The organism is Micromonospora sp. NPDC048830 (assembly GCF_043198215.1).
In the GTDB taxonomy this organism is placed as follows: domain Bacteria; phylum Actinomycetota; class Actinomycetes; order Mycobacteriales; family Micromonosporaceae; genus Micromonospora.
Map to the genome: position 1 here is coordinate 40,006 of NZ_JBICUP010000034.1, position 12,538 is coordinate 52,543.

Consider the following 12,538-nt stretch of genomic DNA (forward strand, 5'->3'; position numbering starts at 1 on the left):
GGCGCTTCGATGACGGGATTCAGCGGCACGGGCGATAGACGGAGTCGTCCAGGTCGAGTGAGAAGAGCACGCCGTTGATGTTGGCCGCGTTGTCAGCCTGGCAGAAGGCGGTCGAGGAGCCGTATTCCGCGTGGAGGACCGGCTTGCCCGCGGCGATGAACGGCTGGTATTCGCCGCACTCGTTGTACCGGCTGCATTCCTCGTTGAGCGCCATGTCGAAGTAGTCGACGAGATCGTCGATCTGGTCGAGGTCGTTCTTCAACACGGTGCTGAGGCCACGGGCGTGGGCGGTGTTGGCGAGGAACCGGTTGTACGCGAGTTGGTCGGCGGCGGTGAGCGGGAACCCGGTCCGGTTGATGTAGCCGTCCATGTTGTCGAACTCGACAGCGTCGAACCCCTTCGCCCGGCACATGTCGATCCGTGCCGTCATGATGCGGGCCAGCGGGCTCGTGGGACTGATGCCGCGGACGTCGAGCCACCGTTCGCCGGCCCAACCGTCGAGGTTCCGGCCGAGGAGGCTCGCCGGAAACTGGCCCGCGTCGGGGCGCCAGTCCTCGTAGGAGCCCGCGCTGATGTAGCAGACCACTCGAATTCCGGCTCGATGGAGGGCGGCGACGTCCGCCGAGGACGCATCAAAACCGTCGATGTCGTAGATGTCGACATCCCGGAAGGGAGGCTTTGGCACGCCCGCGATGACCCAGTTCCAGCTGACTTGCAGCGGCGGACGCCAGCAGTCGGGGCACCGTACCGAGCCTGTCGTGGTCACGGGTCGGGTAGACGGGGACGGCGGAGCGGTCGTTGGCGTCGTAGCGGGAGGTGACGTGGGTACGTGCGGCTGGGTCGACGGGGGTGGCGGAGTTGACGCGGACGGGGAGCTGGCCCCGCCCGATGGTGCCGGCTGCCCGGGAGTCGAGGTCAGCGAGATGGCGACATAGTCGAGGTCGGCTGCGTCACGGCGGTTGTTGGAGGTGATTTGTAGCCGCAGCTCGCCGGTGGGTGACATGTACCAGGCGTAGGGTGCGGACCCGGGCCAGGCGAGCGACGTCCACGGGCCCCAGTGTGGAGCGCCGCCATTGGTGCCCACGCGCACCCAGCCGCTCGCCGCCCAATCGAACAGTGCGAACGTCCAGGTCTGGGTCTCGGGGTCCGGACCGCGGTAGTTGACCCGTACGTCGACTGCGGTCACCTCCCTGGGCGACACGTCGGGCGGCGCGACGAAGGTGAGGTATCCGGAGTAGCGGCCGATGAACTCGACGTAGCGGTTCCAGTCATCGGTGGTGCCGGTGAGATCGGCCTCGGCCAGGTTGGTCACCGGCTGCCCCTGACCCGTCCGGCCCGTCGTTGTCGTGAGCTGCGTAGCCGTAACTGCCGTCGTACTGGCCTGGGCACGAGGCGACAGGGCTGCGACCAGGCCGAGGACGACGGCCAGTACCACGACGCCGATCCCAGTGAGGTAGCGGGCTCTTGTCTTGGCCATGGCAGCACGACTCCTATTCAAAGCGAATTTCCTCAAAGTGCACCGTGCTGCTGCCGTCGTGCCAGAAATCGAGATGGAGCTCACCTGGGGTGGTGCGGTTGATACGGTTTGCCGCCAGCGGAATGCGCAGGTCCTGGTAGCCGGTGGTGATGGTCCGATTGTCGCCGGCGAGGGTGGGACCGGTCAGTCTGGACTGACGGGCACCGTATCCGCCGTCACGGGCCTCCCGCTGGACCTGTCGTACAAGTCATCGTATGTCACCTGACCTACGCGGACGGGGTCTCACCCGGAGCACGGCTGCCGGTCAGCATCCGTGCACCACCGCCGGCCGGGTGATGCGACGACTGTGGCGGGAGCATCCCGCTACCAGCCCAACAGCGCCATGGCGAGCCGGGCGACGCCCTCAGGAATTCGGTCAGGCGAGGTGCTGGCGTAGTTGAGCCGGGCGGCCTGGTGACCACGCCCGGGGTCGGAATAGAACAGCGAGCCGGGAATGTAGGCCACACCCGCCTTCAGTGCCAGGCCGAGGGCTGCGGTGAAGTCGACGGAGTCTGGCCCTTCGAGCCATAGGAACATGCCGCCCGAGGGTCTGGTCCAGGTATAGCCGGCGCTGCCCGGGAAATGTTGTGCGAGTGCCTGGTCCATGACCCTGTACCGATCAGCGTAGGCGGTGCGGAGGGACTGGAGGTGGTCCGTGAGAACAGACTTTCCAGGGTCCAGGAATCGAGCTGCGATGGCTTGGGTGAATCCCGAGGCCTGCATGTTGTAGGCCGACTTGACGCGTCGGGCGTGCTCCACAAAGGCGGGCGGAGCTACGAGGGCGCCTACGCGCATGGCGGGGGCGAGGATCTTCGAGACGGAAGAGGCGTAGAGGACGTGGTCGGGCGCGTAGGACTGCAGGGGCGGCAGGGGATCGCCGGCAAACCGGAGCTGCGTGTAGACGCCGTCTTCTATCGCCATGACGCCGGTGTCCTCGATGATCAGCGCCAAGCGCTCCCGGCGCGCGGCGGGCATGACCCGCCCGGACGGATTCTGGAAGTCGGGCATGACCGACAGGAGCTTGGGCCGATGCAGCGCGATGGCCTCGACGACAGCTTCGGGGATGATGCCGTCGTCGTCACAGTCCACATGGATCACCCTGGCCCCGCAGCGCTGGAAGGCGCTCATGGCACCGGGGAAGGCCGGGCTCTCGACCAGGACGACATCTCCGGGGTTGAGAGTGAGTTCTGCGGCCAGGCTGATGGCCTCCATGCCCCCGCTCGTTATCAGCAGGCCCTCGGGAGTGCACCGGACGCCCTGATCCTGGAGCAGCCGAGCAAAGTGCGCACGCAGCGACGGCAGGCCTTGGGGCATGGTGTAGTTGAGTAGGCCGAGGTGCTGGTCGGCCTGGCGGGCGTCTTGAACCAGGGCGTCGAGCAGGTCGTTGGGGAGCAGGCGGTTGTCGGGTGAGCCCGCGGCCAGCGAGACAAACGAGGAATCGGCCGCTTGTCGCGACATGATTTCGCCAAAGATTGGCGCGATGGGGTCAGCGACGGCCCGATCGGCTAGGGACGACAGCGGGGTGTTTGCCGGCATGGGACTACTCCAAAGTCACTTTTCGTCCTTCCACGGTGGCATGGAGGGGGCCGTCAAGATGCTTGTCATCTAGGTCGTAGACGTTGAACTCGGCGGTACCGGTAAACGAGTTGTGGCTGACGCTCAGCGTGAGCTCTATTACGCCGCGGGTCATGCTGTGGTCGCGGTAGGCGAGGCGGTACTCCTCGAAGCGGGCCTTGACAGCGCCTTCTCGCTCCTGCCAGACGCCCAAGCCGGCCGTGTCGCTTGTGATGGTGTTGCCGAGCGGGGGATTGGACTGATGGAGGGTGCCGTCGGAGTGGAAGGCAAACATGTGGTACGGAACAGGAGCTCCCTCGGTCCTGACTCGCCAGACGCCAACGATTGGTGATGGGGCCATTTTCACGATCTCCTACACGCGATACGGGGCCATAGAGCCGGGGATGACCAAGTTACCCCGCTGGTGATCGATGACGTGGTGGACGACGGAGAGCGCATCCTGGTGCGGGCCCCGGCTCCTAACGGACGGTGGCCTGACCGCGCTGCGCAGCCGTATCGTGCGGAGTGCAGGGGTGCCATCAGCGACTGTCGCGGACGTTCCGGTCGATGCCCGGTCAGTGGTGATACGGGTACGCGTGCTGTGTGAACCCTGACTGCGGACTCAAAACCCGTTGGAAGTTCCCGTGAGATCCCAGTGGATCGGCAGCTTCAGCCTGCCCTCCGCAAAACCACCCTGTAGCTCTGCCGCCGCCTCCAGCATGGCTTCTTCCTGCTCAGGCACCAACACCACATCCTCGTTGAGCTTCGGGTCAGTCCGAAACTCATACGCCACCAGACGATGCTCCGAGCTCAAATTCACGGCAGCGTGGAGGACGCCTTCGGGCACGTACAGGAACTCACCAGGTCCATGCAGTACCGGCTCGAAATCGGGCCCGATCAACGTGGCCGCCCAACCCTCCACGCAAACCACCACGATCTCAGTCCGCGCATGTAAATGCAGCCGTGACACCTTGCCCGGTTGCATGACTACGGTGCATGCCGAGATTCCGTTCGTCCCGCACAGTTGCTGGCTGATCGTCGGGATCAACGTCTGCCCCTGAGGGCTGGCTAGACCATCGCCATTCTTGGCCGAGTGGACCGCTACCTTTTTGCTGCCGGCGTGATAGCCAATTCCGTTGCTCGTATTCGTTGGCGCAAGCATGTCAAATCTCCCGTCGGTGCGCAGAGGTGCAGCGAGTAGCGGTGGTGATGCAAGAGTCCGCAAAGACATGATTGGGTCTGACCTGAGCCGCACTTTGCTCCGGTCCTGTTCGGGAACGACTATTCGAGAACGACTAGAAGACCTTCGCCTGCATCGACCGTCGGACGTGGCATGCGGGGCCGATGAGGTTCGATCCGGCCAACGTGGTGTGCTCGTGGCGTCACGGTGGCCCGACCCAGGGTTCGAGGACGCCTGACACGTCGGCGAGCAGCCGCGGCACCGCCATGGTCGGACGCGGAGGCAGCACGTTTACCTGGCGGCCAGCCGGCGGTGACATCTGGTCGCCGAGGGCCAGCGGCGCCGCCGAGCAGAACACGCCTGCGCCGGGTTGGTGGCCGCGCGCCACAGTCAACGATTCCTGGTCAGGCGCCCGGCGCGGTCCACTCGGGAGGGACCTCTTCCACACTCGACCGGTTAGGCTACGACGGCTCCATGCACGAAGGCCTTCCTTGAGCACGATGGTGGGTTGGGGCGGTACCGCGGACAAGCACCGGCTCGTTGATCTACTGCGCACATCGTATGCTCGCTTGTTAACTGCGCAACTGGCTGTCCGCTATCTTGGGAATCGCTCTTAACCCACGAAGCGCACAAACCGGTGCCACCCGGGTCGGTTGGGGCATGACCACTGTCGAGCCCCCGCGCCACGGGCGCGCCGTCGGGTCCGATCCCAGGACTCCGGCGCAGTCCGCGAGTGTCTCCTTGGACCTGCTCGTGGTCGTGCGGGCTGGGGACCCGTCATCGCCAGCGGCTACTGTGGCCAAGAACGGGTAGCCGCGTACCCACCTATCTGGCGGACAGGTCGCGCAGTTGCCGCATGGTGGGCCCCAGGGCGGCGTACGCCGCCTCGTGGATCGGTCGGAGCGCGGCGTACAGGTCGGCGGCCTCCGCAGGATGGTGGTACGCAACGGCCACGCCCGGCCGCGGCAGGTGCTCACCTCGGCCGGGGCGGTCGAGGTCGTGGCGCCGCGGGTCAACGACAAACGCGTCGACGAGACGGGTGAGCGGCGGCGGTTCGCCTCGGCGATCCTGCCCGCGTGGTGCCGCAGGTCCCCGCAAATCAGCGAGGTGCTGCCACTGCTGTACCTGCACGGCCTGTCCTCGCAGGACTTCGTGCCCGCCCTGGAGCAGTTCCTGGGCACCAGCGCCGGGCTGTCCGCGGCCACGATCACCCGGCTGACCGTGCAGTGGCAGGACGAGGCCCGCGCCTTCAACGCCCGGGACCTGTCGGCGGCCGACTACGTGTACGTGTGGGCCGACGGCGTGCACCTGAACGTGCGCCTCGACGAGGCAAAACTGTGCCTGCTGGTGATCGTCGGAGTGCGCGTCGACGGCCGTAAGGAACTCGTCGCCCTCGCGGAGGGCTACCGCGAGTCGGCCGGGTCGTGGGCCGACCTGCTACGCGACTGCAAGCGGCGGGGCATGCGCGCCCCGATCCTGGCCGTCGGCGACGGCGCGCTCGGGTTCTGGAACGCGCTGCGTGAGGTGCTCCCCGAGACACGGGAGCAGCGCTGCTGGTTCCACAAGATCGGCAACGTCCTCGCCGCCACGCCGCAAACTCGGCTCGAAGGGCGTCCAGCCACCAGCCCTCGACCCCGAGTGGTACAAGCAGCGCCATGCCGTGGAATGCGGCATCAACCGCCTGAAGCGCAACGGTGCCGTCGCGACCCGCTTCGACAAGCTCGCCGTGCGCTACGAAGCCACCGTGCAGATCGCCCCGACCAGCGAGTGGCTGTGATCGACTTCGACACAGGCCCTAGAGCGCACTGAACACGCCAAACACATGCGTACCGGACGAATGGCGCCACGTCTACGGCAGCCCCCGGGCGTGCGCTGAGGGATCTCGTCGTTGCGGAGCAAATCTCCGGCTCTGGTAACACCGTGCGTAACGGAACATTGTCCATCTGTTAGGTCCGGTTACGAGCTCGTTCGCACTCTTGACAGGATCATCAGACAACACAAAACTATCGTCCATCGACTTGCCGAGTCATCAGACAACCGAGGTCGGTGATGCATTGCAAGTCAGGGACAACAGGGCGGAAGCCCGATCGCTCAGCGCGAGCACCGCGCGTTCCGCACGAAAGTGAGCCAGAGCTTTGCTGAACTTCGACGAAGACCGTTTCGTGGCCATCCAGGCGTCCGCGGTCGCCCTGGCCGAGTCGATCGACGCCCTCGTCGGCCGGCTGCTGAACGCGGGCGCCCAGAATCTCTTCTTCCTCGGCGCCGGCGGCGCCGGTGTCCTCATGCAACCGGCGGCGCAGCTCATGCAGCGTGAGTCGGCGTTCCCCACGTTCCTCGAGAACGCGGCTGAGCTGCTGGCCGTGGACTCGAAGAACCTGGGCCCGCAGTCCATCGTCGTCATCCCCTCGCTGTCGGGCACGACCAAGGAGGCCCTGGCAATCAGCGAGTTCGCTCAGCAGAGGGGCGCCACGGTCGTCGCGCTGACGGGGAACGACGAGTCCCCGCTGGCGAAGGCGGCCGATCACAACTTCACCGTCCGGGCCGCCGACGACACCTCGTCCGAGTCCTTCTATCTGCAGTCGCTGCTGATCGCCCTCTCGATCCAGAAGCACCGCGGCGAGCGGGAGGACTACGCCGAGCTGGTGAGCGGACTGAAGTCACTGCCAGGCCACCTGCTCGAGATCAAGCGCGCGTTCGAGGATCGCGCCGCCGAGCTGGCCAGCCAGTTCTCCGACGAGCGCTACCACATCTTCACCGGGGCCGGCCCGTCCTGGACCGAGTCGTGGTACTTCGCCACCTGCATCCTCGAGGAGATGCAGTGGATCCGGACGCGTCCGGTGCACGCCTCGGACTTCTTCCACGGAACGCTGGAGCTCGTCGAGAAGGGCGTCAGCGTCTTTCTGCTCAAGGGGGAAGGCCCCACCCGTGAGCTCGCCGAGCGGGTCGAGCGCTTCGTCCCGACCGTGACCGACACGTTCACCGTCATCGACACGGCCGACTTCGCGATGCCCGGCGTCGGCGCCGGACTGCGCGCCCTCGTAAGCCACGTCGTGCACGCGACCGTTCTCGAGCGCTTCAGCGTGCACCTCGAGAAGGTCCGCAACCACCCTTTGACGACCCGTCGGTACTACCGCCGCATCGACTACTGACCCAGATAAGGAACCCCCATGGTTAATCGGAAGGCCCTCGCCGCCTCCAGCGCGGCGCTCCTCATGATGGGCCTCGCGGCCTGCTCGTCGGACAGCGGCTCCTCAGCCGGCGGCGACGACAAGAAGGTGTCGGTCTCGCTGATCATCAAGACCCAGGGCACCTCCTTCTTCAAGAAGATGGCCGACGGCGCCACGAAGGCCTCGCAGGACCTGGGCGTGAACCTGACCGTCGCCGCCGGCAAGGTGGATGGCGACGAGGACACCCAGATCCAGGCCATCGAGAACGCCATCTCTCGCGGCGACCAGGGCATCCTCATCACCCCGAACGGGCCGGGAGTCTTCGACGCCATCGCCAAGGCGCGGGACGCCGGCGTGAAGGTCATCGCCCTCGACACGGTGCCGGACCCGGCGTCGCTGGTCGACACGACTTACGCCACCGACAACTTCGAGGCGGGCCGCCTGGTCGGCGAGTGGACGGCGAAGAAGCTCGACGGCAAGGACGCCATCATCGCCCTTCTCGACCTGTTCGGCGACAAGGTGCTGACCGTGGACTACGCCCGGGACCAGGGGTTCCTCACCGGAATGGGCATCGACGTGGCGGACCCTAAGGTCAACGGCGACGAGGCCAAGACCGGCAACTACACGGGCGGCAAGGGCGGCAAGTACACCATCGTCGGCAACCTGCCGACGAAGGGCACCGAGGACGGCGGCCGCACCGCGACCGAGACGCTGCTCAGCAAGAACCCGAACATCAACGTCATCTACGGCATCAATGAGCCGGCCTCGTACGGCGGCTATCAGGCGCTGAAGGCGGCGGGCAAGACCGAGGGCCTGATCACGGTCTCGATCGACGGCGCCTGCGACGGCGTGAACTACGTCAAGGACGGCATCCTGCAGGCCACCGCCCAGCAGTACCCGCTGAAGATGGCGGAAATGGGCGTCAAGGCCATCCACGACCTGGTGGTCAACGGCACGGAACCGAAGTCGGACGAGGGCAAGGACTTCGTCAGCACCGGCGTCAACCTCGTGACCGAAGACCCTCAGGACGGCGTGCAGAGCATCGACACGACCGAGGGCCTCAAGGATTGTTTCTGACGGCTGGAGGGCGGGGGCGCGCGAGCACCCCCGCCCGGCACGGTTCTGGAGAACTCAGATGACCAACACGGTACCGCCGCCGACCGCGGCACCAGATCTGTCTTCGGCCTTTCTCGACCGCTCGACACCTCTTTCTCGCGTGCGCGACCTGCTGCACCGGCATCCCGCCATCAGCCCCGCCGTCGTCCTCGTCGTCTCGGTGCTCGTGTTCGGACTGCTCAACGACCGCTTCCTGGCTCCGGCCAACCTTTCCCTGATCACCCAGCAGGTCGCCGTCGTCGGCACCCTCGCGATCGCACAGACCCTGGTCATCCTGACCGCGGGGATCGATCTCTCGGTCGGCGCGGCCATGATCCTGGCCGCCATGGTCATGGCTCAGTCGGCGTCGTCCACCGGCGTCCCGCCGACGCTCAGCCTGGTGCTCGGGCTCCTCGCCGGCATCGCCGCGGGCGGCCTGAACGGGCTTCTCGTGACTCGCCTCAAGCTTCCGCCGTTCATCGTGACACTGGGGACGCTGAGCATCTTCACCGCTCTGACACTGCTCTACACCAGCGGCAACACGGTGCGCGGCTCGCAGTTGTCCGACACGCTCACCCTCACCGGCAACACTCTCTCGGTGCTCGGCATCAAGGTCAGCGTCGGCGTGCTCATCATGCTCGCCCTCTACATCCTGATCGCGTACGTCTTGAACCGGACGGCGTGGGGGCGGCACGTCTACGCCGTGGGCGACGACAAGGAAGCCGCGCGGCTCTCGGGTATCCGCGTGGACCGGGTGCTCGCCTCGGTCTACCTCGTCGCCGGGGCGATCATCGCGGTCACCGCGTGGATCCAGATCGGGCGTACCAACGCGGCCAGCCCGAACTCCGGCATCGACCTCAACCTGGACTCCATCACCGCGGTCGTCATCGGTGGGACGAGCCTGTTCGGTGGCCGGGGCGCCATCTGGGGCACGCTGCTGGGCGCCCTCATCGTCGGTGTGTTCCGCAACGGTTTGGCACTCGCCGGCCTCGACGTCCTCTATCAGACCCTGACGGTCGGAATCCTGGTGATCGTGGCCGTGGCAGTCGACCAGTGGATCCGGAAGGCGAAGTCATGACGGTCGAGACAGTTGCCGGCAAGCCCGTCCTCGAGGCACGGGACCTGGTCAAGACGTACGGACGGGTGGTAGGCCTCGACGGAGTCGGGCTCCAGCTCTTCCCGGGTGAGATCCTCGCCGTGGTCGGCGACAACGGCGCAGGCAAGTCCACGCTGATCAAGTGCCTGACCGGTGCGGAGATCCCGACCTCGGGTGAGCTGTTCATGAACGGCTCGCCGGTCAGTTTCAAGCGGCCCCAGGACGCGCGGGACGCGGGACTGGAGACGGTCTACCAGACGCTGGCGGTCTCCCCGACGCTCGACGTCGCCGCCAACCTCTTCCTCGGGCGGGAGATCCGGCGCAAGGGCTTCGCAGGGACGATGTTGCGGGCCCTCGACGTCAAGGGAATGCGCGAGCGGGCTCGGGCCGAATTGGCCGAGTTGGGAATCTCGACGCTGCAAGACGTGACCGTGCCGGTCGAGAACCTCTCCGGCGGCCAGCGTCAGGCCGTCGCGGTGGCCCGGGCCGCGGCCTTCGGGTCGAAGGTCGTCGTGCTGGACGAGCCGACCGCCGCGCTCGGGGTGCGCGAGTCCAACCAGGTGCTCCAGCTGATCAGAACCTTGCGCGACCGGGGCACCGCGGTCATTCTGATCAGCCACAACATGCCCCAGGTGTTCGAGGTCGCCGACCGCATCCACATTCAGCGCCTGGGGAAGTGCGCCGGCACCATCACCCCGCAGAGCCACTCGATGACCGACGCCGTCGCGATCATGACCGGAGCGCAGACCTTATGAGCACCGGACGACAGCCCTGGGTCGCGGTCGTCGGCGACAACTGCGTGGACCGCTACCGGGGCAGCGAGGACCGCGACTACTCCGGGGGCAACGCCTTCAACGTGGCGGTCCAGCTCGCCCGGGCCGGAGTGGCGGTGCGCTACTTCGGCGCGGTGGGCACCGACGCGCTGCAAGCGGTCATCCGGTCCGGGCTCGAGGTCAACGGGATCTCCACCGACGACCTCACCGTGCTCGACGGACCCACGGCGGTCACGGAGATCAGCGTCGCCGCCAACGGCGACCGCACCTTCGATCGGGAGGACTTCGGCGTGACCGCAGCCTATTTCCCCACGGAGGCGCAGCTCGATCAAATCGCCGAGGCCGACTGGGTGCACATCGGCATGCTGCCGGAGGCGACCCGACTGCGGAAGGCGCTGGCCGGCCGGAGCACCGTCAGCCAGGACTGCGCGGTCGCCGCCGGGCTGGCCGACCTCGATGTCGCGTTCCTCTCGGCCGGTGAGACCGGCGACGCCCGCGAGCTCGCCGCCGGCGCGGCCGCCGCCGGAGTGGGAGTGGTCGTCGCGACGCGCGGCGCCGAGGGCTCGGTCTGTCTCAGCGGGGACCGCTGGTACGAGCAGGCCGCCCTACCGGCGATCATCGTCGACACCACCGGCGCCGGCGACAGCTTCATCGCCGGCTTCATCGCGGCCCGCCTCAGCCGCCGATCCCTGCCCGAGGCGCTGGAGACGGGCGCCCGCTTCGCGGCGGCCACCTGCGCGTACCACTCGGGCTGGCCCCACCTGCCACTGGACAAGGAGTCACGGTGAACGACCTTGACGGCACCCTGGCGGCGATCGACGCCTCGATCGCCGCCTCCGCCGGCGACGCCGAACAGCTGCTCGTCGACCTGGTCGCCTGCCGCAGCGTCAACCCGTTGCAGCCCGGCGTCAACGCAGCGGATTACGAGGGCGGGGAACGCCGCGCCAACCAGGTCCTGGCCGAGGCATTGCGTCCCCTGGGTTTCGACCTCAACTGGGTCGAGGAGGCCGAGGGCAGGCCCAACCTGGTCGCCGTGCGGCCCGGCCGCGGCGGCGGTCGCTCCCTGGCGCTGAACGGGCACATCGACACCGTGGCCCCGCAGCAGGGCCGCTTCGACGACCCCTGGAAGGCGGTCGTCGAGGACGGCTACCTGTACGGGCTCGGCGCCACTGACATGAAAGCCGGGCACGCGGCCATGTGGCTCGCCGCCAAGGCCCTCCGGGACACCGGCGTCACGCTGGCCGGAGACCTGCACATCCACTCTGTGGTCGGCGAAGAGACGATGAGCCACGAAATCGGCACAACCGCTGTGCTGAAAGCCGGCTACACGGTGGACGGTGCTCTGGTGCCGGAGCCCACGTCGCCGGAGCCACGGGTTCTTGACATCTCCAACGTCGCGGCGGGCAACTACCTCTTCTCGCTGACCGTTCGCGGCAAGTCGGCGCACTGGGCCGCGCGTAATCTCGCCATCCGGGCCGGCGGCTCGGGCGACGCGATCGGCGTCAACGCCATCGACAAGGCGGTCTACGTCTACCACGCCATGCGCCAACTCGAGGAGCAGTGGGCCTTCAGCAAGGCGCATCCGGCCTTCCCGCCGGGCGCCTTCATCATTCATCCCGGTGTCCTGCGCGCGGACGTCGGCGTCGAGGCGGCGCCGTTCTTCCCCGACCGGGCGCGCATCGACTACCTGCTGTCCTTCCCACCCGGGAACACCTCCGAGCAGATCCGCGCGGAGATCGAGCACCACATCCGTACGGCCTCGGAGCTCGACCCGTGGCTGCGCGAGCACCCGGTCGAGTTCACCTGGACCGACACCTGGCCCCCGGCGTACACCGACCCCGACAGCGAATTCGTCCGCCGGATGATGGCCGAGCGGACGCGTCTGGCGAGTGCCGACGCGCGGGTCAATCCGCTGGCCGCGCCGGTCACGGCCGCAGCGCAGTCCGACGCCAACTTCTACGAGGCCATGGGGATCCCGGCCCTGGTGTGCGGGCCCGGCGACGTCCGTCGTGCTCATGCGGCCGACGAGCGCGTGCTGCTGGGGAACATCGCCCTGTCCGCTTCCTTCCTCGCCCGCGCCGCGCTGGCCTGGTGCAACAGCCAGCAGCAGTCTTCAGACGGCCGGCTCGGCCACTGAACGTAAAGTGACCCATGCCT

At 67.3% G+C, this 12,538-nt stretch carries 11 protein-coding genes and 1 pseudogene; 8 read left to right on the forward strand and 4 right to left on the reverse strand.

The features are described from left to right. Positions 1-19: 19 nt before the first annotated feature. The gene (locus ACGFIZ_RS24895) at positions 20-1,477 is read right to left on the reverse strand and encodes an endo alpha-1,4 polygalactosaminidase (protein ID WP_393422989.1); all 1,458 of its coding nucleotides are present in this window, start codon (positions 1,475-1,477) and stop codon (positions 20-22) included. Between ACGFIZ_RS24895 and ACGFIZ_RS24900 the strand changes: the two genes are divergently transcribed. Further along, the gene (locus ACGFIZ_RS24900; protein WP_393422991.1) at positions 1,476-1,742 is read left to right on the forward strand and encodes a hypothetical protein; all 267 of its coding nucleotides are present in this window, start codon (positions 1,476-1,478) and stop codon (positions 1,740-1,742) included. The genes ACGFIZ_RS24895 and ACGFIZ_RS24900 overlap by 2 nt on opposite strands. 98 nt (positions 1,743-1,840) lie before the next feature. Here ACGFIZ_RS24900 and ACGFIZ_RS24905 read toward each other — a convergent pair whose 3' ends face one another. From ACGFIZ_RS24905 to ACGFIZ_RS24915, 3 genes are all read right to left on the reverse strand, one after another. Beyond that, positions 1,841-3,052: a PLP-dependent aminotransferase family protein gene (locus ACGFIZ_RS24905; protein WP_393422993.1), complete on the reverse strand. Its 1,212-nt coding sequence runs from the start codon at positions 3,050-3,052 to the stop codon at positions 1,841-1,843. Between the two features lie 4 nt (positions 3,053-3,056). Next, entirely contained in the window at positions 3,057-3,365 is a 309-nt protein-coding gene (locus ACGFIZ_RS24910; RefSeq protein ID WP_393422995.1) for a hypothetical protein, read from the reverse strand. 327 nt (positions 3,366-3,692) lie between these two features. Further along, a complete protein-coding gene (locus ACGFIZ_RS24915) occupies positions 3,693-4,232 on the reverse strand; it encodes a cupin domain-containing protein (protein WP_393422997.1) in 540 nt (179 codons plus the stop codon). A gap of 945 nt (positions 4,233-5,177) precedes the next feature. Between ACGFIZ_RS24915 and ACGFIZ_RS24920 the strand changes: the two are divergent. The 7 genes and pseudogenes from ACGFIZ_RS24920 to ACGFIZ_RS24950 all read left to right on the forward strand — a co-directional run. Further along, positions 5,178-5,861: pseudogene (locus tag ACGFIZ_RS24920) on the forward strand (transposase); the annotation flags it as partial. A 524-nt stretch (positions 5,862-6,385) separates the two neighbouring features. Then, positions 6,386-7,399, forward strand: coding sequence for an SIS domain-containing protein (locus ACGFIZ_RS24925; RefSeq protein ID WP_393422999.1), 1,014 nt, complete (start codon positions 6,386-6,388; stop codon positions 7,397-7,399). 18 nt (positions 7,400-7,417) lie between these two features. Further along, positions 7,418-8,494 (forward strand): substrate-binding domain-containing protein, encoded by a 1,077-nt coding sequence (locus ACGFIZ_RS24930; protein ID WP_393423001.1) that lies wholly within the window; start codon positions 7,418-7,420, stop codon positions 8,492-8,494. 139 nt (positions 8,495-8,633) lie between these two features. After that, positions 8,634-9,590: an ABC transporter permease gene (locus tag ACGFIZ_RS24935; RefSeq protein WP_393423003.1), complete on the forward strand. Its 957-nt coding sequence runs from the start codon at positions 8,634-8,636 to the stop codon at positions 9,588-9,590. Continuing rightward, positions 9,587-10,363, forward strand: a complete 777-nt coding sequence (locus ACGFIZ_RS24940; protein WP_393423005.1) for an ATP-binding cassette domain-containing protein — start codon at positions 9,587-9,589, stop codon at positions 10,361-10,363. Before ACGFIZ_RS24935 ends, ACGFIZ_RS24940 begins: the two co-directional genes overlap by 4 nt. Beyond that, a complete protein-coding gene (locus ACGFIZ_RS24945; RefSeq protein ID WP_393423007.1) occupies positions 10,360-11,169 on the forward strand; it encodes a PfkB family carbohydrate kinase in 810 nt (269 codons plus the stop codon). The genes ACGFIZ_RS24940 and ACGFIZ_RS24945 overlap by 4 nt, the downstream gene beginning before the upstream one ends. Beyond that, a complete protein-coding gene (locus ACGFIZ_RS24950) occupies positions 11,166-12,518 on the forward strand; it encodes a M20 family metallopeptidase (RefSeq protein ID WP_393423009.1) in 1,353 nt (450 codons plus the stop codon). The genes ACGFIZ_RS24945 and ACGFIZ_RS24950 overlap by 4 nt, the downstream gene beginning before the upstream one ends. The last annotated feature ends 20 nt before the right edge of the window (positions 12,519-12,538 follow it).

Bases quoted from the DNA above. Each gene is read 5' to 3' on its own strand.
- ACGFIZ_RS24900 (WP_393422991.1), top strand. From the start codon at position 1,476: ATGGCAGCACGACTCCTATTCAAAGCGAATTTCCTCAAAGTGCACCGT.
- ACGFIZ_RS24895 (WP_393422989.1), bottom strand. From the start codon at position 1,477: ATGGCCAAGACAAGAGCCCGCTACCTCACTGGGATCGGCGTCGTGGTA.
- ACGFIZ_RS24905 (WP_393422993.1), bottom strand. From the start codon at position 3,052: ATGCCGGCAAACACCCCGCTGTCGTCCCTAGCCGATCGGGCCGTCGCT.
- ACGFIZ_RS24910 (WP_393422995.1), bottom strand. From the start codon at position 3,365: ATGTTTGCCTTCCACTCCGACGGCACCCTCCATCAGTCCAATCCCCCG.
- ACGFIZ_RS24915 (WP_393422997.1), bottom strand. From the start codon at position 4,232: ATGCTTGCGCCAACGAATACGAGCAACGGAATTGGCTATCACGCCGGC.
- ACGFIZ_RS24930 (WP_393423001.1), top strand. From the start codon at position 7,418: ATGGTTAATCGGAAGGCCCTCGCCGCCTCCAGCGCGGCGCTCCTCATG.
- ACGFIZ_RS24940 (WP_393423005.1), top strand. From the start codon at position 9,587: ATGACGGTCGAGACAGTTGCCGGCAAGCCCGTCCTCGAGGCACGGGAC.
- ACGFIZ_RS24945 (WP_393423007.1), top strand. From the start codon at position 10,360: ATGAGCACCGGACGACAGCCCTGGGTCGCGGTCGTCGGCGACAACTGC.